This window comes from Cyanobium sp. ATX 6A2 (assembly GCF_024346355.1).
In the GTDB taxonomy this organism is placed as follows: Bacteria; Cyanobacteriota; Cyanobacteriia; order PCC-6307; family Cyanobiaceae; genus NIES-981.
In genome coordinates this window covers 12,555-34,990 of sequence record NZ_JAGQCU010000010.1, presented here as the reverse complement: position 1 = coordinate 34,990, position 22,436 = coordinate 12,555, and the positions used below count along the sequence as shown (strand labels likewise).

Below are 22,436 nucleotides of genomic sequence, written 5' to 3'. Positions count from 1 at the left end.
CCGGGGCGGCCGTCCTGGACTAGCTGACCTTGGCCAGGGCCAGACCCAGACGCCTGACCTGGCCGGACAGGCTGGCATCGATGACCTCGGAACCCATACTGACGATGAAGCCGCCGATCAGGGATGGATCGACGCAGAGGTCGAATTCCACAGACTTGCTTCCGGCTATCGCGCGAACCCTCTCGTGGAGGGCACGCTGCTGGTCCTCACTCAGGGGGGTGGCGGAGGTGACACGGGCCAGGGTGATGTGGCGCAACTGCCTGTAGAGCTCCAGGAAGCGGTGGAGCACTGGCTCAATCACGGCAGTGCGCTGCCGATCGGCCAGCAGCTTGAGCAGATTCTGAAGGGAGGGAGTGAGCTGCTCGGCAAACAGGGCCATCAGAGCCTTTTTCTTGGCCTCCGGTTCGAGCACCGGTGAAGCCATGGCCGCTCGCAACTGGGGGGTGATCTCCCAGATCGCCAGGAGGTCCCTGGCCTGCTGGGCCACGGTGTCTGTTTCGTTGCGGGCTTCGGTGACCTGCAGCAGGGCCTCGGCGTAGGGGGTGGCGATCGTGTTGAGCAGAGGCATCAGGAGTTACCCAACGTCTGGATGGACTGGTCGATCAGACGACCCTGAGCTGCCTCGTCGAGCTTGCCGGGCAGGGTGCTGAGGGCCTTCTCGATAGCCTGGCGGGCAGCTTCGCGGCGCAGCAGAGCGGTGACGCGGGAGGCCTCAGCCTGGAGGTCGGCACTGGCATCCTCCCTCATCCGGGCCATCTCCTCGATCGTGCGCTGCTCACTGTCGGAGCGCACCGCCTGGGCACGGGCCTGGCCATCCAGACGGATCTGATCCGCCTTCTGCTGGGCGGCCGCCAGGTCCTGCTGGGCCTGGGCGAGGGCGGTGGTAGCGGCCTGCAGCCGTTGCTCGGCGTCGCCCAGCTCGGCCAGGATGGCCTGCCGGCGGCGCTCCAGGATGCCGCCCAGGAATCCTTTGAGGAACCAGACCAGAACGCCGATCACAATGACCAGGTTGATCAGGTTGGTCTCAAAGAGGTTGAGATTGAGGCCGAAGCCACCCTGGTTGGCGAACAGGATGGGGGACACGATGAATACGCTCATCAGGCTGCAAGCAGGCGGTCGACGATGAGGCTGCCAAGACGATCGGCATCCTCACGGAGCGCGGCAAGAGCTGTGCTCTTTTCCGCTTCAATCAGGCTGCGAGCCTGCTCACGCACGGCAATCGACTCGGCCTGGGCGGCGGCCAGCGCTTCGCGGTAGAGCTGGTCGGACTCCTGTTCGGCCTGCACGATCAGGCCCTGGGCTGCCTGACGGGCTTCGCGCAGCTGCTCGCTGAGGTCAGAGGCAAGCCGTTCGGCCTGAGCCAGCTTCTGCTTGGCGTCAGCCTTGCTGGTGGCGATGTAGCCCTCACGCTCCTCCACAGCTCGACCGACAGGGCGGAAGAACAGGGCATTGAGAATGAAGGTGAGGAGAACCACTTGCACCGCCATCAGCGGCAGGGTGGCGTCAAGGTCGAAAAGACCACCCTCCGAGGCGCCAGCCGCTGCGCCGGTAGCGGCATCAGCGGTGGCGAGCAGAAGCCAGCTGGTCATGGGGAAGGGAGCGCCGGGATGAATGATGAGCAGTCACAGAGGGAGCGGACTTGGCCGCCCCCGGGGTGAGTGATCAACCGACGAAGGGATTGGCGAACAGCAGCACCAGAGCCACCACAAGGCCGTAGATGGTGAGAGCTTCCATGAAGGCCAGGGAGAGCAGCAGGGTGCCGCGGATCTTGCCTTCAGCTTCAGGCTGGCGGGCGATGCCCTCAACAGCCTGACCGGCTGCGGTGCCCTGGCCGATGCCAGGACCGATGGCGGCGAGACCCACGGCCAGGGCGGCGGCCAGAACGGAAGCGGCGGAGGTCAGATCACTCATTGGTGGAAAAGGGATAGGAGAGCGCAGGGGCGCGGGATGGGCTGAAGCGCGGCCGGGACACTCCCCTCGGGGAGTGGGCCCGGTTGCAACCGGACCTGCGCGCTTTGAGTTTGCCAGACGGTCCGACCGGGATCGTGACGGTCAGAGGTGGCCGGCGAGGGGGGCGGTCAGTGTGACTCCTCGTGCACCGCCTCACCGATGTAGTTGGCCGCAAGGGTGGCGAAGATGAGGGCCTGGATCGCACTGGTGAACAGACCCAGGAACATCGCCGGAAGAGGAACAAAAAGCGGCACCAGAAAGGCCAGCACGGCTACCACCAGTTCATCGGCGAGGATGTTTCCGAAGAGACGGAAAGAGAGGGAGAGAGGCTTCGTGAAGTCTTCAATGATCTTGAACGGGAGCATAATCGGCGTGGGCTCCACGTAGTACTCGAAGTAGCGCAGGCCCTTGCGGCTCAGGCCGGCATAGAAATAGGAGAGGGACACCAACAGGGCCATCGCCACTGTGGTGTTGATATCAGCCGTGGGCGCACCGAGCTCGCCGTTAGGAAGTTCAATGATCTTCCACGGGATCAGTGCACCACCCCAGTTGCAGACAAAGATGAACAGAAAGAGGGTGCCGATGAAAGGAAGCCAGTCGCGGTAGGCCTTTTCGCCAATCTGCTCACGGGCCAGATCACGGATGTAGGTCCACAGGTACTCCAGCAGGTTCTGCAAACCGCGGGGTTCGCGTTGCATCTTGCGGCTACCCAGCACCACTAGGGTCAACAGGGCGCCGATCACCACCCAGGAGCTCAGGAACACCTGGCCGTGGACACGGAGATTGCCGAGCTGCCAGTACAGCTGCTGACCCACCTCCAGTTCGGCGAAAGGAAGCGTGAGGGGCATGGGAACCATGGGAAGCGGTTGGTTCAGGGAGCGATGAAGGCCTGCAGCAGCAGGGCCGGTTTGTAGAGCACGAAGCCAGCCAGAGCCGGCAGGATTGCGATGCCGGGAAGCTTTGCTGCGGCCACCACAAGAAGGGCGGGCACCAGGATCTGAAAACGACCGAGTGAGCGTGACTCAGGACCGATCCTGCCCACACTCCGCGCCAGCAGGCGCAGATAGAGCAGACCACAAGAGCCGCCCAGAAACAGGCTGCGGGCAGCCAGGGGGCCGAACAGCAACCAGCAGATCACTGAAGCCACCAGAGTCACCAGGAGCGTGGCCAGCAGCAGCCGTCGTTGCAGCCTGGCGTAGTCGTCCAATGCATCGCCCGCGGCCATGGCGGACCCTTTGCCCGCCACCAGATCACCGATGGCATCAGGATTGATGCAGTCGGTGTCATTGGCAGGGATGCCAATGGCGTCAGGGGTGGCGGCGTCAGTAGTGGCGGCGGTGGAGGCCTGCAAGCGCCGGGCGCGGAAGCTCGCGCAACTTATCACGCAGCATTAAGCCACCAGTTGCAGCACCCCCACCTCCACCAGCTTTCGCGCCCGCCGGCAGCGCTCGCCTGGCTCCAGCAGCAACGGCAGCTCCCCCAATGGGCACCGCGGAGCCGCTTCAGCGGCCCGCACCAGCTCCAGATCCCGCTCGTCGAGGGTCAGGGGCATGAGGTCGGGGCCCAGCAGAGCCGTGGAGGGCCAGCCCCAGAGGCAGCGGTTGCGCTCGCCGCGGGCGGCCAGCAGCACGGCATCGTCATCCCAGCACTGACGGCGCAGCGGCCCCTTGGTGAGAAAGAACTCGAAGTGGCTGATGTCGGGATCGAGGTCCTCCACCAGGCTCCAGCGCTCCAGCTCCGGCAGCTCCAGGGCCCGCTCGAGCAATTCGCCGCTCAACAGGCGGGCCGGGTCCCACACCTGGGGATTGGAGAAGCCGGCAAACTCCAGATCGACAGTGGCCACGAAGGCCATCAGCCGCCTGAGGTTGTAACTGCTCTCCTGGGGATGCAGATACATGTCGGCGAAATTGGCGTCCGCCGCGGTGTCCAGGGCCCAGCGCTGCTCGTGGTGACGGCGCAGACGGTTGCTGTCCGGCAGCTCGCTGAACAGCTGCCGGCCGAGACGCAGCCCCTCCTGATCGCAGCCCACCCCCAGACGGCTGAGGCTGCGCTGGATGCGATGGATCTCCCAGCGCCCCCCGTCGGCATACAGGAACAGATGCAGGAGCCCCCCGGGCGCCAGCCGATCGGCGAGGGCCCGCAACCCGGCCTGCGGTTCGTGCAGGTGGTGCAGGACCCCCACGGAATTGATGTAGTCGAAGGGACCCTCCGCGGCCAGATCCAGCAGGCTGCGCTGCTCGATCCGCAGCTGGGCCACCTGGTCAGCGGCCGCGGAGCGACGGCTGCGTTCGCGCGCCACCTCGAGGGCCCCGCCGCTGATGTCCACCGCCAGCACCGTGGCGCCTGGGTTGAGATGGCAGAGGTAGTCGGTGCTCACCCCCGTGCCGCAGCCGGCATCGAGGATCCGCCAGGGGCGAGGTCCGTCCTCCGGGAGCGGCGGCAGCACCCCGGCACAGAACGACCTGACGCTGTCCACGCACCAGCGCCAGTTGTACCCCGGAGGCGGCCCGTCCTGCAGGGGGTCGGCCGGATAGGGGAAGCGGTCGTAGAAGGCGCTCACCACCGGGGTGGCGGCATCACTGGCTGACACGGCTGTGGGATCACTGCAGGGAGCATTTCACGCCGGCCGCGCCAACGCTGCAAATATTTGTTCATGGGCTCCCAGGGCCCCGAGGAGGCAGCCGTAGGTTGACCCAGCCCTGTTCGCTCTCGTCCATGACCGTGACCGCCAGCAGCGGCAGCACCAGGGTTGCTCCCCAGCGCTACGACACACTGCCGCTGTCCAGCGTCCGTCAGGCCGAGCAGGCGGATCGCTTCCCCGACGGGGGGGAACTGGACAGCCTGATCACCTTTTTCCAGAGCGGTCAGCGGCGCGTGGAAGCAGCCCGGCGGATCACGGCCAACGCCGAAGCCATCGTGGCCAAGGCCGCCAACCGCATCTTCGCCGGCGGCACACCGCTCTCCTATCTCGATGCGCCGCTGACTCCGGCCACCGCCGCCGAGGCCACCCCTCTGGCTGCCGACCAGGTGGCCTTCCGCCGCTCCGTGCAGACATTCGTGGGCGAGGCGACCACCAGTGAGGGCCGGGGGAACCTGATCCGCCGGCTGCTGGATGGTGCCGGTGGCGACGCCGACGTGCGCGTGATCCTGCCCCCGGGGTTCAGCCCCATCGCCGTGGGCCGGTACGGCACGGCGCGGATGAAGAAGTCGATCCGCGACCTGGCCTGGTTCCTGCGCTATGTGAGCTACGCGCTGGTGGCCGGCGACCCCAGCATCCTGGCGGTGAACACCCGCGGCCTGCGGGACGTGCTGGAGAAAGCCTGCTCCCTGGCCGCCACCAATGTGGCCCTGCAGGAAATGCGCGCAGCTGCCGCCGGCCTGTTCAAGGACGAGCCAGAGACGCGCGCTCTGGTGATCCAGTACTTCAACGTGCTGATCGCCGAGCTGGCAGTGCCCACGCCCTCAGCGCGCCAGCGGCTCGGCAGCCCGGTGAATCAGGGCCTGCAGCTGCCGGCCACCTATGCCCTCGGAGCCCAGGGCAAGGCCCAGCGGTTCAACATGCGGCCAGCCATGAGCGGGGCCCAGAAGGCTGAGGTGATGCGTGCCGCCTACCGGCAGGTGTTCGAACGCGACATCGTCAAGGGTTACAGCCTGGAGGTGTGCCCGGTGGAAGCCACCCAGGTGCGCCAGGGCCAGATCTCCATGCGCGAGTTCATCCGCGCCCTGGGCCGCAGCAAGGAGTATCAGAGGCAGTTCTATGGCCGCTTCTCCAACAGCCGCGCCGTTGAGCTGGCCTTCCGCCACTTTCTCGGGCGGGGAATCAGCTCCCGCGAGGAATTCACGCGCTACTTCGACATCGTCAGCGCCCAGGGACTGCCGGGCCTGGTGGACTCCCTGTTGAACTCCATGGAATACGCCCGGGTGTTCGGCGAGGAAACCGTGCCCTTCCTGCGCGACCTCGGCGAGGAGGCCCAGGAGAGTGCCGGCTGGGGCAGCAACCGCAAGTTGTTCCGCTTCAGCGCTCCCTTTGAGGGGGCGCCCCAGTACGTGACGCTGTACGCGTCCTATCGCCAGCCATTGGCCGACCAGCACGCCTACGGCGGCGGCAACGATCCCCTCGCCCTCACCTACGGCGCCATCTTCCCCTCCTCCACGGCCATGGTGGCCACGCGGCCGGCGCCGTTCAGCTACGACTCTCGGCGGATCCTGATCGGCAACGGCCTGGCCCAGCCCGGCCAGATGGACAGCCCCCAGTTCCGCCAGGCCACCCCCCGCAGGGTCGGGCCCCGCGTGGTGCGGCTGCGGCAGATCGCCACCGGTGGCAGTTCCGTGCCCCGGCGAGGCGGCCAGCCCAGCGTGCGCAACACCGAGAGCAGCACCCAGGCCGTGATCAACGCGGTGTATGTGCAGGTGCTGGGCACCTCCGGCTACGCCGGCGAGCGCAACAAGGTGGAAGAGATCAAGCTCGAGAACGGCGACATCAGCCTGCGGGAATTCGTGCGGCAGGTGGCTCGCAGCAAGGCCTTCCGCCGTCGCTACTGGAGTGCCCTGTACATCACCAAGGCGATCGAGGTGATGCACCGTCGCCTGCTCGGCCGACCCACCTTCGGGCGCTGGGAGATCGACGCCTACTTCGACACCGCCGCCCGCAAGGGCTTCTACGGCGTCGTCGACCGGATGCTGGACAGCCAGGACTACAACGACTGCTTCGGCGAAGACACGGTCCCCTTCGAGCGCTTCATCACGCCGGCCGACCGCAATGCGCGTCAGGTACCCGGCCTCAACCAGGGCTTCGATGCCAGCCGCTACTCCGATCCGGTGGGGCGTCAGCGCCCCGAAATCCGGGCCGACCAGCGCCTGCGCACCACCGGCGACATCACGCGGCGCAACCTTCCCGATCAACGCACCGTGGTGCGGGGTGTGTGGAGCGCCAAGGTCGCCGGCGGCGAAACTCCAGCTGCCACAACCCCCACCAGGAGCAGCGGTCCCGGCAGCATCCGCACCAGCCCCCTGCCCAGTCGCCGCTGGCGCGCCGAGGATGGGACAGGGTTCTGACGCACCCCCGGGGGAAGCGGTTTCAGGCCAACCCCCGCAGGTCCCTCCACGGTTGGGGGCTGGACAAAAGCGATTGGCTCCAACCTGGCAGCCACTCCGGCCCGGCAACCGGGAGCGGCCATGGCGCAGGCGCTGCGGCCGGGGCAGCCCCAGGGCTTCGGACGGCGCCAGAGCCTGGGCCAACCGATCCAGCTCGGCCGCACCACCAGCGAAACCGACATCCAGACAGCCATTGAGGCGGTCTACCGGCAATTGCTCAACCGGGTGCCGCTGGCTGCCGAGCGGCTCAGCGACAGCGAGTCCCAGTTCCGCAACGGCCAACTCACCGTGGCTGAATTCGTTGCCGTGGTGGCCGCAAGCGATCTATTCCAGCAACGGCTGAACCGCCTGGCCCCCCTGCGCACGGCGGCCGCCGCCCACCTCGCCCTGCTGGGCAGGGCTGCCCAACCGGCTGAATCGAGTCGCTTCCTGGCCCTGCGCACCAGCCGCGGATTGGCGGCGGCGATTGAGGATCTGCTCAACGGCGCCGACTACGCCGCCGCCTTCGGACAGGACACGGTGCCCTACGTGCGCGGCCTCGCCACCAGTGATGGCGTGCCTCTGGTCACAGTGAATCGCACGGCCGCCCTCTATGGCGGCAACGCCGGCCTCACGCCCTCTCCCAAGGGCGCGATCTGAATCGTCCGCGCAAGCGCGGAGACACAGGCGCCCGCTAATCGGCGGGCGCATTTTTTTGCATCAAAATTGCATAGCGATCCGGCGCAATCAAAAGCACCCAATGGTTAACTTGCGGGAGTTGCGGAGGAGATCAGCGATGCAGCCGAAACTGACTGCGCCGCAAGGGATCTAGCGAAAACTGTAGCCGTGAAGAACTGTTACCGGCGGCGAGAGGGGGTCGGGGCGCTGGCGCAGAATGCTTGGGCGATCGACGCGAGTCGGTCACACCCAATCACTCACCGGATACCGGTCTCCGTTAAGGCGACCGCTTGTTTCGAGGCAGAACTGCATGAGCATCGTCTCCAACTCGATCATCAACGCGGACGCTGAAGCCCGCTATCTCAGCCCTGGCGAACTCGACCAGATCAAATCCTTTGTGGCCGCTGGCCAGCGCCGGGTACGCGTCGCCCAGGTGCTGAGCGAGAGCCGTGAGCGCATCGTCAAGAGCGCTGGCGCCGCGCTGTTCCAGCGTCGTCCCGACGTCATCTCCCCCGGCGGCAATGCCTATGGCGAGGAGATGACCGCCACCTGCCTGCGCGACATGGATTACTACCTGCGCCTGGTCACCTACGGAGTCGTGGCCGGCGACGTCACTCCCATCGAGGAGATCGGCGTGATCGGCGCCAAGGAGATGTACCGCGCCCTGGGTACCCCCCTCGATGCCATGGCCGAGGCGGTCCGGGAAATGAAGAACGCCGCCATGGGGCTGCTCACCGGTGCCGACGCTGAAGAAGCCGGTTTCTACTTCGACTACATCGTCGGCGCCCTCTCCTGAGGTCGCACCCACACCCCATCCCCTCCGCCCCCACTGCAGGATTCATGCAAGACGCCATCACCAACGTCATCAATCAGGCCGACGTTCAGGGGCTGTACCTGGACGGCTCCGCCATGGGCCGGCTGGAGCAGTACTTCGCCAGCGGTGAGCTGCGGGTTCGGGCTGCTGCCACCATCAGCGCCAACGCCTCGGCCATCATCAAGGAAGCCGTGGCCAAGTCGCTGCTGTATTCGGACATCACCCGTCCGGGCGGCAACATGTACACCACCCGTCGCTACGCCGCCTGCATCCGCGACCTCGACTACTACCTGCGCTACGCCACCTACGCCATGCTCGCGGGTGACACCTCGATCCTCGATGAGCGCGTCCTCAACGGCCTCAAGGAGACCTACAACTCCCTGGGTGTGCCCATCGGTGCCACCGTGCAGTCGATCCAGGCCATGAAGGAGGTCACTGCATCCCTGGTGGGTCCCGATGCCGGCCGTGAAATGGCGGTGTATTTCGACTACATCTGCTCCGGCCTGGGCAACTGATCCGGCCTCAGCCTCACCCACGGATCCTCCCCATGCGCCTGTTCAAGATCACAGCCTGCATTCCCTCTCCGGAGAAAACCCGCACTCAGCGGGAGTTGCAGAACACCTTCTTCACGAAGTGGGTTCCCTACGACAGCTGGTTCGCTGAACAGCAGCGGATCATGAAACAGGGCGGCAAGATCCTCAAGGTGGAACTGGTCACCGGGCGCCCCCAGGTGAACGTGGGCAACTGAGCCCGGACGACCTAACCGGTTCAACCCTGCCCGCATCAACTGCCCTCAGCCCGGCCCATGGCCGGGCTTTTTCGTGATCAGCCCGCGGACAATGCCGCGGCGGGACTCGACAAGCCCACCCCTGGCGCGGCTGAATAGGGGCCCATTCCTGCCCCTCGGCGAACGGCACCTTGAGCATCACTGTTCTGCGCCCCACGGATCGGAAAGCCCCGCCGAGGCCTTCGAACGAGGGCCGGTTTGCGGCTTCGATGCGGGCTGTGCTGCCCTGGCCCTGGGAGGCCTGGCCCAGCGAAGCCCGACTGCTGATCGGCCTGGTGGGCGTGTGGTGCGTGCTCGGGCTGCTGGTGCTCGCCTCAGCCAGCTGGTGGGTGGCCGAACGGGAGATGGGCGACGGCGCCTTCTACCTGAAGCGCCAGCTGATCTGGATGGTGGCGAGCTGGGGGCTGCTCCTGCTTGGCGTGCGCATTCCTCTGCGCCGCTGGCTGCATCTGGCGCCCTTGGCACTGCTGGTGGGTTGCATGCTGGTGGCTGCCACCCTGGTGGTGGGGAGCACGGTGAATGGGGCCAGCCGCTGGCTGGTGCTCGGGCCGCTACAGCTGCAGCCCTCTGAGCTCGTGAAACCCTTCGTGGTGCTGCAGGGTGCCGCTCTGTTCGCCCACTGGCGGCGCATCGGCCTCGACCAGAAGCTGCTCTGGCTGGGAGTGTTCGGGGTGTTGATCCTGATGATCCTCAAGCAGCCCAACCTCAGCACTGCCGCCCTCACCGGGCTGCTCCTCTGGCTGATGGCCCTGGCCGCAGGGGTGGGGCTGCCCCTGCTGCTGGGAGCCGCCACGGCCGGTGGAATGCTGGGAGCGGCGAGCATCTTGCTCAACACCTATCAGCGGCTGCGGGTGGTGTCGTTCCTGAATCCCTGGCGCGATGCCCAGGGTGATGGCTACCAGCTGGTGCAGAGCCTGCTGGCCATCGGCTCCGGGGGGCTGTTCGGCGAAGGCTTCGGCCTCTCCACCCAGAAACTGCAGTATCTGCCGATCCAGAGCACCGACTTCATCTTTGCGGTGTTTGCCGAGGAGTTCGGCTACGTGGGATCGCTGGTGCTGTTGCTGTTCCTGCTGCTGTTCGGGTTCATGGGACTGAGGGTGGCCCTGAGCTGCCGCAGCAATCAGCAGCGGCTGGTGGCCATGGGCTGCACCACCCTGCTGGTGGGCCAGTCGATCCTCAACATCGCCGTGGCCAGTGGCGCCATGCCCACCACAGGGCTGCCGTTGCCGATGATCAGCTACGGCGGCAACTCGCTGATGGCCAGCCTGCTCATCTGCGGCCTGCTGATCCGTTGCGCCCTGGAATCCGGCGGGCTGGCGCCCATCAGCCGCGCCAGCCGGCGGCGCCGGCCTGCTTCAGCCCGATAGGGTGAGGACATGAGCACAATCGGGCTGGCACTCTCCGACTGGTCCCTGTTACTGAGCGATCTGGCCCAGCACAGCGAATCCCTGCTGCAACGATCGCTCACCGCACCGGGTCCGGGAACCCTGGCCCTGGTGTTCGGGGGTGGTCTGCTCACCAGCCTCGGGCCCTGCTCGCTGTCGCTGCTGCCGGTGACCCTGGCCTACCTGGCCGGCTTCGGGGGTGCAGAAGGCGAGTGCGGCGACAACAGCGTCCTCAGCCCGGCCACCACCCCCTGGCTACGCAGCCTCTGTTTCGCGGGCGGGATCGTGGGCTCCCTGGTGCTGCTGGGACTGGCCAGCGGGCTGCTCGGCCGCCTCTACGGCCAGATCCCCGGGTTGATCCCCACCCTGGTGGCGGTGCTGGCCCTGGTGATGGGGCTGAACCTGCTGGGATTGCTGCGGCTGCCCCTGCCGGCCGGACCGGATCCCGAGCGCTGGCGCCAGCGGGTGCCGGCGCCTCTGGCACCCCTGGCGGCCGGCCTGGCCTTCGGCCTGGCGGCCACGCCCTGCACAACGCCGGTGCTGGCGGTGCTGCTGGGCTGGATGGCCCAGACCGGCAGGCCCCTGGCGGGCATGCTGCTGCTCACCTGCTTCGGAGCTGGCCAGGTGGTGCCACTGCTGCTGGCCGGCACCGCCGCCGCCAGCCTGCCCAACCTGCTGAGCCTGCGTCAGGCAGGGCAGTGGGTGCCGCCCATCAGTGGGGCGGTGCTGGTGGGCACGGGCGTCCTAACCCTGGTGGCCAGCTGGTCGTGAATCGGCTCCGCAAACGCCAACAGCCATGAGCTCGACCCCCTCCGCTTCCAGGTCTTTCATCCGACTGGCGGCCTGGATCTCTGATCTGCGGGTGGCCATCGGCCTGCTGGTGGTGATCGCCATCGCCAGCGGGGTGGGCACGGCCATCCCCCAGAAGGAACCGGAAGGCCTCTACCACCAGCTCTACGACGACCAACCCTGGCTGGGGCTGCTGAACGCCGATCGGCTGCTGGACCTGCAGCTCGATCACGTGTATTCGAGCACCTGGTTTCTGGGGTTGCTGGCCTGGCTGGGGCTGGCGCTGGTGCTGTGCAGCTGGCGGCGACAGTGGCCCGCCCTGCAGGCGGCGCTGCGCTGGATCGATTACCGCTCCCCGCGTCAGCTCAGCAAGCTGAGCGTGGCCCAGTCGCTGCCGGCCGAGGACGCCGGCGCCTGCCTGTCCCGCCTGGAGCTGCTGCTGCGCCAGCGGGGCTGGCAGGTGCAGCGCCACTCCGACCGCCTGGCGGCCCGCCGGGGAGTGCTGGGTCGCGTGGGGCCGCTGCTGGTGCACGCCGGGCTGGTGGTGCTGCTGGTGGGTGCCGCCTGGGGGGTGCTGGGAGGGCAGCGGGCAGAGCAGTTTCTCGCCCCCGGCCGCAGCCTCGACCTGATCGACAGCCGCGGCCACAGCCAGTTCATGCTGGCCCTGGACGCCTTCAACGTGGAGCGGGACCCGGCCGGCCGGCCGGAGCAGTTTCGCTCCCAGCTGCGGCTGCTGGACAACTCCGAAACCGGTGATCCGTCTCTCCTGCGCCAGGCGGAGATCAGCGTCAACCACCCCCTGCGCTTCCACGGGGTCACCTTTTACCAGGCCGACTGGAGCCTGGCGGCCATCAGCGTGCAGCTGGGCCGCAGCCCGGTGCTGCAGCTGCCGCTGCAGACCTTTCCGCAGCTCGGTGAGCAGGTGTGGGGCCTGGTGCTGCCCACCCGTCCCGACGGCAGTGATCCGGTGCTGCTGAGCCTGAGCAGCGAGCAGGGACCCGTGGACGTCTACGGCGCCGATGGTCGCCTGATCGGCTCGCTGGCTGTGGGTGGCGAGCCCTTGGAGGTGAATGCCCTGCCGCTGCGGGTCTCAGGGGTGTTGCCGGCCAGCGGCATCCTGCTCAAGCGCGACCCCGGGGTGCCGCTGGTGTATTCGGGCTTTGCCATCGCCATGGTGGGGGGAGCCCTGAGCCTGCTGGCCACCCGCCAGCTCTGGGCGATCGCCGAAGACACCCCCGCCAGCGGCCGGCTGCACGTGGCCGGGCTGTGCAACCGCAATCTCACCGCCTTCGCCACCGAGCTGCCGCTGCTGCTCAGCAGGGTTGACGCTGGCCGTGACTGACCCGCACCACGGTGTGCACATTGCCTCGGGGGTTGAAGTCGGCCTCCAGCTGCATCCACTGCGGCTCACAGGCGGCCACAAAGTCGTCGAGGATGCGGTTGGCGGCCTCCTCGTGGGAGATGGCGCGGTTGCGATAGCTGTTCACGTACAGCTTGATTGCCTTGAGCTCCATGACCCGGGGACCGGGCTGATAGAGAAGCTTGAGGCTGGCGAAATCTGGATAGCCAGAAAAGGGACACAGGCAGGTGAACTCAGGCAGGGTAATGGCGATCTCGTAGCTGCGGCCTGGCCGGGGGTTGTCAAAGCAGATCAATTCGGCTTCGGCGATCGCCCGCTCCCCATAGCGGGGAGTGCGGGTCTGATCGGGGGAGGACATGGCGGCAGGCCGGCGTTGATGGCGATCCTATGGAGGGTCCCGGACAGCCGTAGCAACCGCTACGACAACCCCCGATCAGCTCAGGTCTGATGGTCGCCGTTCCGGCCCGCGGCCGGAACCTTCTGAGAGACTCTGTCCCGAGCCCATCCACCCCAGCCCAGCTGCTTCCATGAAAAAAGTCGAGGCCATCATTCGTCCCTTCAAGCTTGAAGACGTCAAGATCGCGCTGGTGAATGCGGGCATCGTGGGCATGACCGTGAGCGAGGTTCGCGGCTTCGGCCGGCAGAAGGGCCAGGTGGAGCGCTACCGCGGCTCGGAGTTCACCGTGGAGTTCCTGCAGAAGCTGAAACTGGAGATCGTCGTAGATGACGACAAGGTGGACACCGTGGTGGAAGCCATCCAGGGCGCAGCCCGCACCGGCGAGATCGGCGACGGCAAGATCTTCGTGAACACGATCGACGCGGTGATCCGCATCCGCACGGGCGATCGCGACAGCGGCGCCATCTGAGTGCCTGTTGTCCTGGCGGAGTCCAGGCCCCTCAGGGCCCTGCCAGGGTGGATGCCACCAGCCGCTCGATCGCCTCGGAGTCTGGGGGAGGCGCGCCTCCCCCCATGGGGCCTGCCAGATCCTGCTCCAGGGAGCGCAGCCACAGCAGGTACTCGTGGTTCCCAGCCGGGCCGGTGATCGGCGAGGCGATCAGCCCCGCAGGCCGCAACCCGAGCTGGGCCGCAGCGCCGATCACCCCGGCGATCGCATCGCCATGGGCCGCGGGGTCACGCACCACGCCTCCCTTTCCCACGCGGGCCCTGCCCACCTCGAACTGGGGCTTCACCAGCACCACCAGATCCACCCCGGCTTCAGTGGTTGCGGGCTGGAGCAGCCCCAGCAGGGCGGGCAGCACCAGGGCCAGGGAGATGAAGGACACATCGGCCACGGCCAGATCCGGCCGCGGATCGTTCGGGGCGTAGAGCTCGGCCGGGGTGAGGTGGCGCAGGTTGGTGCGCTCCCGCAGCACGACGCGCGCGTCAGTGCGCAGGCTCCAGGCCGTCTGGCCGTAGCCCACATCGACGCCATAAATTCTGGCCGCCCCGTGCTGAAGCAGGCAGTCGCTGAAGCCACCCGTGGAGATGCCGCCATCGAGGCACACCCGGCCCCACACCGGCAGAGCGAACGCCTGCAGCGCAGCCTCCAGCTTCTCGCCGCCGCGGGAGACGAAGCGCGGTGGCTGGCGCACCTGCAGGGGCAGATCGGAGGGCACATCGGTGCCGGGCTTGTCGAGCAGCCGATCACCACTGCGCACCCTGCCGGCCCGGATCAGCTGCTGGGCCTGCTGTCGGCTGGTGGCCAGCCCCCTGGCGACCAGCTCCAGATCCAGGCGTTGCTTGCGGGGGCTGGGGGCCATGGCGCCGGGGGACGGGCCGGTGGAGATCGTGTGATCAAACCACAATCGAAACGAAACAGATTTCCCGCAGGCTCCGGGTTGTCCGGTAGTTCGCGGGAAGATGGCGGCAGCCCAGCCTTGCCGTCATGGCCCCGCGCCCTGCCAGCTCCTCTCCCCCGGTCAGCTCCTCTCCCCCTATCAGCGGCCTGCCCGCCTGCCGGAGCAGCGCCACGGTGCTGGACCTGCTCCAGCCCGGCAGCTTCGTGAAACTGCGCAACCAACCCAGGGATCTGCCGCCCTTCGAGCTGATCCGCTGCCGCGGAGGTCGCTGCTGGGTACGGCAGCAGGCCTGGGGGAGTGCAGTGCAGTGGGAGGTGTCCCACCGCCAGCTCACCACCGCCGCCTGAACCCGGCGTTCGCCGCCCCTGCCTGCCTGCAGCCCTGCCCTTCCTGCCCGCAGCCATACATTGGGTGGCTGTGATGGCGGGCGTGGACGCCCCCTGCGGCAGTGATCGAGCGCTACACCCTGCCCGAAATGGGCAACCTCTGGAGCGAAGAGGCCAAGTTCCAGAGCTGGCTGGATGTGGAGATCGCCGCCACCGAGGCCAACTGTGAGCTGGGCAGAGTGCCGGCCGAGGCCGTGGCCACCATCAAGGAGAAGGCCCGCTTCTCGGTGGAGCGCATCCTCGAGATCGAGGCGGAGGTGCGCCACGACGTGATCGCCTTCCTCACCAACGTCAACGAGCACGTGGGGGATGCCGGGCGCCACATCCACGTGGGCATGACCAGTTCGGATGTGCTCGACACCGGCCTGGCCCTGCAGATGAAGGCGTCGGTGCGGCTGCTGCGCAGCGAGCTCGACCGGCTGGCCGAGGCCATCCGCACCCTGGCGCGGGAGCACAAGACCACTGTGATGATCGGCCGCAGCCATGCCATCCACGGCGAACCGATCACCTTCGGCTTCAAAGTGGCCGGCTGGCTGGCGGAGGTGGAGCGCAACCGCGAGCGGCTGGAGCGCCTGGAAACCCTGGTGAGCGTGGGCCAGATCTCCGGTGCCATGGGCACCTACGCCAACACCGATCCCCAGGTGGAGGCGATCGCCTGCGCCAAGCTGGGCCTGGTGCCCGACACCGCCAGCACCCAGGTGATCGCCCGGGACCGCCACGCCGAATACGTGCAGACCCTGGCGCTCGTGGGGGCGGCCCTGGAGCGCTTCTCCACCGAGATCCGCAACTTGCAGCGCACCGATGTGCTGGAGGTGGAGGAGAACTTCGCCAAGGGCCAGAAGGGCAGCTCGGCCATGCCCCACAAGCGCAACCCGATCCGCAGCGAACGCATCAGCGGCCTGGCCCGGGTGCTGCGCAGCTACGTGGTGGCCGCCCTGGAAAACTGCGCCCTCTGGCACGAGCGCGACATCAGCCACAGCTCGGTGGAGCGCATGATGCTGCCCGACTGCTCCGCCACGCTGCACTTCATGCTGCGGGAGATGACCGCTGTGATCCAGGGCCTGGGGGTGTATCCCGAGAACATGGCCCGCAACCTGAATGTGTATGGCGGCGTGGTGTTCAGCCAGCGGGTGCTGCTGGCCCTGGTGGAGAGCGGCATCAGCCGCGAAGACGCCTACCGGATTGTGCAGCGCCACGCCCACAGCGCCTGGAACACCGAGGGCGGCAACTTCCGCGCCAACCTCGAGGCCGATGCCGAGGTGAGCGGCCAGCTCAGCCCCGCTCAGCTGGAGGCGTGCTTCAGCACCGACCTGCACCAGGCCAACCTCGCGGTGATCTGGGAGCGGCTGGAGATCTGAGCGGGCTGAATCCCCGGCTCTCCCTCAGTTATCAAAGATGCGGTAGAGCGAGGCGGCGTTCAGCACAGGCCCGAAGGGCGTGACGGCCTGGAGGAGAAAGTCGTTGAAGCGGGTCCAGCCATTGCGGGGCACCACCACCATGTCGCCGTTGTGCAACGAGGGGTTGGCCGGTGAATCGAGGGCAGCGGAGGGGTCGAAGGCAATGGTGCGCACCTCCACCTCGCCGGTGGGCTGCACCCGGATCAGGCGGATCTCGCGGGCATTGGCCCGGCTCGGATCCACGTCGCCGGCGGCGATCACCGCCGCGGCCAGGGGGCTGTTGGAGCGCACCTGCTTCAGGCCGGGCACGCGCACCTCGCCCACCACGGTCACGCCGATGGTGTCGGGGGCGAAGTTGGAGGCGGCGGTGCGGATCAGCACGTCGCTGGGCTTGGGCACCTCCGCCCTGGCCACCCGCACCATGTCCCCGTCGTAGAGGAGGGGGTTGACGGTGCGGCGGTTGTTCATCAGCAATTGCTGATAGTCAAAGCGATACTCCACCGAACGCCCCCCCCCGGGCACGGGGCTGGGGCGGGTGAGGACCACATCGGCCAGATCCGCCACCGCCGTGATGCCGCCCGCCCGTTGCACCGCATCCACCAGGGTGGGCCAGCCGGCCGTGGCGATCGTGGTGCCGCTGGCGGCCGGTCCGGCCGCCGCCAGGGTGGCCGCCTGCCCACCCTGGGTGAGGGTGTAGAAGCCGGGCTTCTGCACCTCCCCCAGCAGAGTCACACGCACCGGGCGGGGGGCCAGCAGGTCGAGGTACACGAGGGGGTTGCGCAGAAAGCGGTCGTAGCCCTCAGTGATGCGCTGACGCGCCTCGTCGAGCGTCAGCCCCCAGACGGGAACGGAGCCAAGGCGCGGCAGGTTGACCGTACCGTCGGCGAGAACCTCCACATCGGCGGCGTAGCCCTCCACCATGAACACCGACATGCGCAGACGATCTCCCGGGCCGAGGCGGTAGCGGAAAGTGCCGATGCCCGGATCGGTGGCGATGGCGGGAGCCGGCACGGCCTCCGCCGACCGACCGTGCAGCAGTGGCGCAGGAACCCTGCTCCCCGGCATGCGGTTACTTGAAGGTGCCCGATCCCGCAGGGCGGGCTGGCCTTCACGGCCATCGACCTCTGGAAGCGGGAAGGCCTCCCGTTCCATGCCCGCCTGGGCCAGAGAGCGGGGCGGGGCTGTGGCGGACAGGCCAGTCTGCATCGCCAGCAGCGGCACCGGGGTGAGCAGCAAAGAGACGGCCCGCTGGCGAAGGGCGCGGCCGGCCCTGCGACCTGCAGTATTGAGTCGGGCAGATGACACTGGGCCTGTCAGCACAAAGAACCAGGACCGGCCGCAATGGCGCCAGGAGGCGCGGCGGAAGGCCGGGCTAATCTTCCCGCATCCACACCACACCGTGAAGACGACCGACGGAAATCCGTTGAATCTCTCCGCCGCGATCGCTTTTCCCCCTGATCGGATCCAAGCGGACCTGGCTCCCTTCCGCTTGCTGTGCTCCCAGGGGCTGGATCTTTACCTGCTGCCCGGACAGCGCTTTGGGCCCTACAGCGAACCCGTGGGAGAGCTGCGTGAGCTCACCTACCGCCAGCAGCTCTCAGGCTCCGGCAACAGCAGAGACCTGGACAGCAGGGACCCCCATTACGACCACTTCCTGATGGTGGAGGCCAGCAGCGGCGAGCTGGCAGGCTCAGCGCGCCTGCAGTTCGTGCCCGCCCGCGCAGAAGATCGCCACTCCCATCCTGGCTCCGCCTCCCTACCGGGGGGAGGGCAGTCCTATCTGGAGCATGTGTATCCCGGCATCAAGGCCGATCTGGCGAGCCGTGGCAACCATCTGGAAATCGGCCGCGTGGCGCTGGCTCCCCGCTTTCAGCGCCAGCCCCACACGCTCATGCTGCTGTTCCGCGGTGGCCTACAGGTGGCCGTGGGCGCGGGCTACAGCTCCATCCACGGCCTGGTGTCCTACAACCACTTCGCCTATGACGATGTGGTGAACCGGGAGTTTCTGGGCACGCTGCTGCGCCCTCCCTTCCTGGATCCCTCTTCGCCCCATCCCCAACCCCGGCATCCGCTCGACCACCTCCAACCGGACTCCCGGCCCGCGCCAGTGGCCACCATCCAGGAACTGGAACAGGACATCCGCAACCGGCTCGATCCCAGCTTCCGGCTGCCGGTTCTGCTGCGCCAGTACATCAATCTGATGGAGGCCCGGGTTCGCAACCTCTCTCTGGCCCGGGACTTCAACCAGATCACCGAGATCCTGATGGCCGCCGATCTGCGGCGGATTCCAGCCCGCAGGCTGGAGCACTTCATCGCCTTCGACCATCTCCCGATCTACCGGACCTTCAGCTGGTATCGGGGGGGATGAGCCGATGCCAGCGAACTGGTACGTTGCCATCCGATCAGGGCGGGGCCGAGGGACTTGATGCAGGCAGGCCCCGACAACGACAGCAGCGGAGCCGCTTCCCCCACCCCTGGCGGGAAGAACGTGCAAGGCCGCCTGATCGAGATCCTGCAGCGCATCTCCGGTGCCGATCCCGAGCAGATCACCCCTGATGCCCGCCTGATCGAGGACATCGGCATCGATTCCCTGGGCTTCTACGAAATCCTGATCGAGGCCGACGAGTGCCTCGGCATCAAGATCCGCGAAGAGGACCTGCTGCGCTTCCGCACCGTCGGCGATGTCCAGCGACACCTGGAATCGCTGGAGCGCGATGATGGCCCGAGCAACTGAGCGGATCGCCGTGACCGGCTGGGGGGCGATCACACCCCTGGCGGGCGATGCCGACGGCACCTGGACCGCCACCCTCGAAGGCCGCAGCGGTATCACGGCCCTCCACCAGCCCTGGGCCAGCGATCTGCCCGCCCGCATCGCCGGCTGCGTCAGCGTGGATATCGCCGGCGAGCTCGAATCCCTGCAACGCCGGCGCCTGGACCGTTGCTCCCAGTTGGGCCTGCTGGCGGCCCGCCAGGCCTGGAGCCAGGCCCGGCCCCACCTGGCGGGCGTTGAGCCGGCCAGGGTGGCGGTGGTGATCGGCACCGGCATCGGCGGCCTGGCCACCCTGGAGCGGCAGCACTGCAACCTGCTGGAGGCCGGGCCCAACCGGGTGAATCCCCTCACCGTGCCGATGCTGATCCCCAATGCCGCCGCCGGGCAGATCGCCATTGATCTGGGCCTCCACGGCGGCGCCCATACCCCGGTGTCGGCCTGCGCCTCCGGCGCCGAAGCGCTGCTGCTGGCCCAGATGCTGCTCAACGACGACCGCGCCGACGTGGTGATCGCCGGCGGCAGCGAAGCGCCCGTGAATCGGCTGGGGCTGGTGGGCTTTGCGGCCATGCGGGCCCTCTCCTGTCGCAATCAACACCCGGATCAGGCATCCCGGCCCTACGGCCGCGACCGCGACGGCTTCGTGCTCTCGGAGGGGGCGGGGGCGCTGGTGCTGCAGCGGCACGGCGACCTGAAGGCCGGAGGGCCCAGGCCCCTGGGCTGGCTGCTGGCCTGCGGCAGCAGCAGCGACGGCCACCACATCGTGGCGCCGGAACCGGAGGGGCTGCGGGCCAGTGCCGCCATGGCCGACGCCCTCAGGCGGGCCGACCTGGGCGTGGATGCGCTCAGCTTCGTGCAGGCCCATGCCACCGGCACACCAGTGGGCGATCTGGCGGAAGCCCGGGCCCTGGCGCGCACCCTGGGCTCCCGCGCCCGGGACCTGCCGGTCACCGCCCCCAAGGGCCAGCTTGGCCACCTGCTCGGGGCCGCCGGTGCCGTGGAGACGATCCTGGCCCTCCAGGCCCTGCGTCAGGGCCTGGTGCCCCGCTCTGTGAATGCCGACCCCCTCGATCCCGCCATCGAGCTGGCGGTGGTGCAGGACGGTCCCCTCAGCCTGGCGGGCGGGGCCGACTCCGGGGAGCGCTACGCCCTCAAGAACGCCTTCGGCTTCGGCGGCCACAACATCAGCGTGGTGCTGGCGGCCTGAGCGCAGCGGCAGCGTAGTGGGCCTGAACGGCCTGCACGAAGGCCTCGCGATCGCCATGGTTCTCCGCCAGCGCCAGATCCCGGGACCGCCCGCGGCGGCAGTGGATGGTGGCCAGGGGGGCGCTGAGCCTGGCGAGCAGGAGGCCCAGGGGCCGGTAGAGGTCCCGCCCGGAGGTGCTCAGGCCGTGGTAGCTGAACGTCCAGGGCACGATCAGGGCGCCATGTTTGCGGGCCAGCAGCAGGGCGCTGGCGGAGACCCGCTCACGGATGGGGGTCAGCAGGGAGCCGTTGGGAGCCAGCATCACCTCACCGCGCTCCGCCAGGGTACGCGAGGCCCGGTAGAGGGCCGAGGTACGTGAGCGGCCGTCGCGATGGTCCATCAGGCCATGGCCGGCATTGGCCGCGGAGGCGGAGAACCAGGGCATGATCCGGCTCAGGTGCAGGCTGGCCGTGGTGATGCTGGGCAGCCGGAGCACACCCTGCACCACCAGCACATCGGCGGGGTTCTCGTGGTTCCAGATGTGCACCAGGGGGATCCCCTCCGGTTCGCTGGGGTGGCTGTCATCCACCACCACGCTGATGCCCAGGGCCCGCAGGCCCACCTGAGCGGTCGCCACGAGCAACCGGGCGGCCAGCCGGCGCCGGCCCAGGCCCAGAGCCAGCAGCTGCAGGCCGTAGACCACGAAGTAGGAAACCCCCCAGAACAGGCGGGACAACACCCGCAGGGGCAGCAGCAGGGGATTGGAGCCGGCCGGTTGGCCGGGGGCGGGCAGCCGCGGCCGCGGCAACAGCCGGCGGGCCTCCGGTCCGATCGGGAAGGTGCTGCGGAAGGGGAAGTCGCCGTCGAAATTGCCGTTCACCTGGGTGGTGGTCACCAGGTGGTCGTAGAAGCGGTAGAAGAGCGGCCGATCGCTGGTGTGGGGCTCGCGCCAGAACTGATCGAGGGGCTGCTGATCGGTGAGTCCGGGAAGGTTGTAGAAGGTCTGGCCCATGACCTTGGTGGGCACAGCGTGGTACAGGGCCTGCAGACCCACGGTGCTGTTCACGGTCACCACACCGCGGCAGGTGCGCAGGAATCGACTCAGGGCGCCGTCGTGGAAGTAGTGCACCCGCCCCTCGAGCCCATGGCGACGGGCCAGCAGCTGGATCAGCCGGCCGTAATGGTTGTAGCCCCGGTCACGGGGGTGATGCTTGAAGGCCAGGTGATCGGAAGCATGGGCATGGCGGGCGAAGGACACGATCACGGCTTCGATGAAGTCGTGCATTCCCCGGTAGGGCGACCCCAGTTGCACCTGGGAGTCGCTCGACACCTGCAACACCACCAGGAAAAAAGAGAGGTGCTCCAGCAGGCGCTGCTTGAGGCCCCGTTCCTGCCAGCGATAGAGCCAGTAGCGCCAGCTGCCGCGCAACTGACACCAGAGAAAGCGCGGTGAGGGTTGCAGCTTGTGCTCGCCCTCGATGATCGGATAGCGGGTGAGGGCGTGCTGGAAGAAGGTGGGGGCCTTCCACAGCTTGCGCCAGCGCCAGCCCGGATCCAGCCGGCCCTGGGGGAGGGCATCCACCGGCGGCAGCTGGCGGTAGAACGCCACGGGCTGGTTGAGGTTGGAGCGGGCATTCACCCGCTCGCGCTCCAGGGTCACGTAGTTGGGACGGATGTAACCCAGCTCGAACACCCAGGCCTCGATGCCGGCACTGCGCGCCTCCTCGATGGCGATGCGGTGGGGAATGATGAAGTCGCCATACATGAAGATGTGGCGGATTCCGCGCTCGCTGATCTGCTGCCGCAGAAACGGTCGCCAGTCCTCCATCGGGCCATCGAAGGGCACGCGCACCTCCCGAGGGAAGCCGAACTCATGCAGGGGAAAGCTCACCTTGGTGACAGGAATGCCACAGCCGCGCAGGTAGCGGCAGAAGCGGGCGAAGAACAGCCCGATCGGCCCCATCAGCAGCAGAACCGGCCCGTCGATCTGCACCTGAACCAACTGCACCGGAGCCGGAGCGGGGGCCCGTTCTGTGGTCAACGCGGTGTCCTGCGGGGCAATGC

At 67.8% G+C, this 22,436-nt stretch carries 23 protein-coding genes and 1 pseudogene; 13 read left to right on the top strand and 11 right to left on the bottom strand.

Going from position 1 to position 22,436, the window contains the following annotated elements:
* Positions 1-19: 19 nt before the first annotated feature.
* The 7 genes from atpH to KBY96_RS10215 all read right to left on the bottom strand — a co-directional run bounded on the left by atpH (position 20) and on the right by KBY96_RS10215 (position 4,540).
* Positions 20-568, bottom strand: coding sequence for an ATP synthase F1 subunit delta (gene atpH, locus KBY96_RS10245; protein WP_254979272.1), 549 nt, complete (start codon positions 566-568; stop codon positions 20-22).
* Entirely contained in the window at positions 568-1,086 is a 519-nt protein-coding gene (locus KBY96_RS10240) for a F0F1 ATP synthase subunit B (RefSeq protein ID WP_254979336.1), read from the bottom strand. The genes atpH and KBY96_RS10240 overlap by 1 nt, the downstream gene beginning before the upstream one ends.
* 11 nt (positions 1,087-1,097) lie before the next feature.
* The gene (locus KBY96_RS10235; protein ID WP_254979271.1) at positions 1,098-1,589 is read right to left on the bottom strand and encodes a F0F1 ATP synthase subunit B'; all 492 of its coding nucleotides are present in this window, start codon (positions 1,587-1,589) and stop codon (positions 1,098-1,100) included.
* 73 nt (positions 1,590-1,662) lie between these two features.
* Positions 1,663-1,911, bottom strand: a complete 249-nt coding sequence (atpE, locus tag KBY96_RS10230) for an ATP synthase F0 subunit C (protein WP_254979270.1) — start codon at positions 1,909-1,911, stop codon at positions 1,663-1,665.
* 167 nt (positions 1,912-2,078) lie between these two features.
* Positions 2,079-2,807: a F0F1 ATP synthase subunit A gene (gene atpB, locus KBY96_RS10225; RefSeq protein ID WP_254979269.1), complete on the bottom strand. Its 729-nt coding sequence runs from the start codon at positions 2,805-2,807 to the stop codon at positions 2,079-2,081.
* A 14-nt stretch (positions 2,808-2,821) separates the two neighbouring features.
* Complete coding sequence (locus KBY96_RS10220) at positions 2,822-3,301, bottom strand: ATP synthase subunit I (RefSeq protein WP_254979268.1); 480 nt, start codon at positions 3,299-3,301, stop codon at positions 2,822-2,824.
* Positions 3,302-3,340: 39 nt separating this feature from the next.
* Positions 3,341-4,540: a class I SAM-dependent methyltransferase gene (locus tag KBY96_RS10215; protein WP_254979267.1), complete on the bottom strand. Its 1,200-nt coding sequence runs from the start codon at positions 4,538-4,540 to the stop codon at positions 3,341-3,343.
* 125 nt (positions 4,541-4,665) lie between these two features.
* On the opposite strand from KBY96_RS10215, the pseudogene KBY96_RS10210 reads away from it, so the two are divergent.
* From KBY96_RS10210 to KBY96_RS10180, 7 genes and pseudogenes are all read left to right on the top strand, one after another.
* Positions 4,666-7,683, top strand: a pseudogene (locus KBY96_RS10210) (phycobilisome rod-core linker polypeptide).
* 328 nt (positions 7,684-8,011) lie between these two features.
* Complete coding sequence (locus KBY96_RS10205; RefSeq protein WP_254979266.1) at positions 8,012-8,497, top strand: allophycocyanin; 486 nt, start codon at positions 8,012-8,014, stop codon at positions 8,495-8,497.
* A 44-nt stretch (positions 8,498-8,541) separates the two neighbouring features.
* On the top strand, positions 8,542-9,030 hold the full coding sequence (apcB, locus tag KBY96_RS10200; protein WP_213204308.1) for an allophycocyanin subunit beta: 489 nt from the start codon (positions 8,542-8,544) through the stop codon (positions 9,028-9,030).
* Between the two features lie 32 nt (positions 9,031-9,062).
* Positions 9,063-9,263 (top strand): phycobilisome linker polypeptide, encoded by a 201-nt coding sequence (locus tag KBY96_RS10195; protein WP_254979265.1) that lies wholly within the window; start codon positions 9,063-9,065, stop codon positions 9,261-9,263.
* Between the two features lie 248 nt (positions 9,264-9,511).
* Positions 9,512-10,669, top strand: a complete 1,158-nt coding sequence (locus tag KBY96_RS10190; RefSeq protein ID WP_254979264.1) for an FtsW/RodA/SpoVE family cell cycle protein — start codon at positions 9,512-9,514, stop codon at positions 10,667-10,669.
* A gap of 9 nt (positions 10,670-10,678) precedes the next feature.
* Positions 10,679-11,458 carry a cytochrome c biogenesis protein CcdA gene (locus KBY96_RS10185; RefSeq protein WP_254979263.1) on the top strand — a complete coding sequence of 260 codons (780 nt, stop codon included), beginning with the start codon at positions 10,679-10,681 and terminating at the stop codon, positions 11,456-11,458.
* A 25-nt stretch (positions 11,459-11,483) separates the two neighbouring features.
* Complete coding sequence (locus KBY96_RS10180) at positions 11,484-12,818, top strand: cytochrome c biogenesis protein ResB (protein ID WP_254979262.1); 1,335 nt, start codon at positions 11,484-11,486, stop codon at positions 12,816-12,818.
* Here the strand turns inward: KBY96_RS10180 and queF are convergent.
* A complete protein-coding gene (queF, locus tag KBY96_RS10175; protein ID WP_254979261.1) occupies positions 12,790-13,194 on the bottom strand; it encodes a preQ(1) synthase in 405 nt (134 codons plus the stop codon). The genes KBY96_RS10180 and queF overlap by 29 nt on opposite strands.
* Positions 13,195-13,363: 169 nt before the next feature.
* Here queF and KBY96_RS10170 point away from each other — a divergent pair, with 169 nt between their 5' ends.
* Positions 13,364-13,702 carry a P-II family nitrogen regulator gene (locus tag KBY96_RS10170; protein ID WP_254979260.1) on the top strand — a complete coding sequence of 113 codons (339 nt, stop codon included), beginning with the start codon at positions 13,364-13,366 and terminating at the stop codon, positions 13,700-13,702.
* A gap of 31 nt (positions 13,703-13,733) precedes the next feature.
* Here the strand turns inward: KBY96_RS10170 and KBY96_RS10165 are convergent, their stop codons facing one another.
* Positions 13,734-14,597: a TlyA family RNA methyltransferase gene (locus KBY96_RS10165; RefSeq protein WP_254979259.1), complete on the bottom strand. Its 864-nt coding sequence runs from the start codon at positions 14,595-14,597 to the stop codon at positions 13,734-13,736.
* Positions 14,598-14,722: 125 nt separating this feature from the next.
* Here KBY96_RS10165 and KBY96_RS10160 point away from each other — a divergent pair, with 125 nt between their 5' ends.
* Positions 14,723-14,983: a hypothetical protein gene (locus KBY96_RS10160; RefSeq protein ID WP_254979344.1), complete on the top strand. Its 261-nt coding sequence runs from the start codon at positions 14,723-14,725 to the stop codon at positions 14,981-14,983.
* Between the two features lie 101 nt (positions 14,984-15,084).
* Positions 15,085-16,380, top strand: a complete 1,296-nt coding sequence (gene purB / locus KBY96_RS10155; protein WP_254979258.1) for an adenylosuccinate lyase — start codon at positions 15,085-15,087, stop codon at positions 16,378-16,380.
* 24 nt (positions 16,381-16,404) lie between these two features.
* On the opposite strand, the gene KBY96_RS10150 is transcribed toward purB, so the two are convergent.
* A complete protein-coding gene (locus KBY96_RS10150) occupies positions 16,405-17,655 on the bottom strand; it encodes a polysaccharide biosynthesis/export family protein (protein ID WP_254979257.1) in 1,251 nt (416 codons plus the stop codon).
* A 163-nt stretch (positions 17,656-17,818) separates the two neighbouring features.
* Between KBY96_RS10150 and KBY96_RS10145 the strand changes: the two genes are divergently transcribed.
* From KBY96_RS10145 to KBY96_RS10135, 3 genes are read left to right on the top strand one after another with little or no spacing between them, the layout of a single operon-like run.
* Positions 17,819-18,787, top strand: a complete 969-nt coding sequence (locus KBY96_RS10145; RefSeq protein WP_254979256.1) for a GNAT family N-acetyltransferase — start codon at positions 17,819-17,821, stop codon at positions 18,785-18,787.
* Between the two features lie 57 nt (positions 18,788-18,844).
* The gene (locus KBY96_RS10140; protein ID WP_254979255.1) at positions 18,845-19,153 is read left to right on the top strand and encodes an acyl carrier protein; all 309 of its coding nucleotides are present in this window, start codon (positions 18,845-18,847) and stop codon (positions 19,151-19,153) included.
* A complete protein-coding gene (locus KBY96_RS10135; protein ID WP_254979254.1) occupies positions 19,137-20,393 on the top strand; it encodes a beta-ketoacyl synthase in 1,257 nt (418 codons plus the stop codon). The genes KBY96_RS10140 and KBY96_RS10135 overlap by 17 nt, the downstream gene beginning before the upstream one ends.
* Here KBY96_RS10135 and KBY96_RS10130 read toward each other — a convergent pair.
* Complete coding sequence (locus tag KBY96_RS10130; protein ID WP_254979253.1) at positions 20,371-22,413, bottom strand: 1-acyl-sn-glycerol-3-phosphate acyltransferase; 2,043 nt, start codon at positions 22,411-22,413, stop codon at positions 20,371-20,373. The genes KBY96_RS10135 and KBY96_RS10130 overlap by 23 nt on opposite strands.
* Positions 22,414-22,436: the final 23 nt, after the last annotated feature.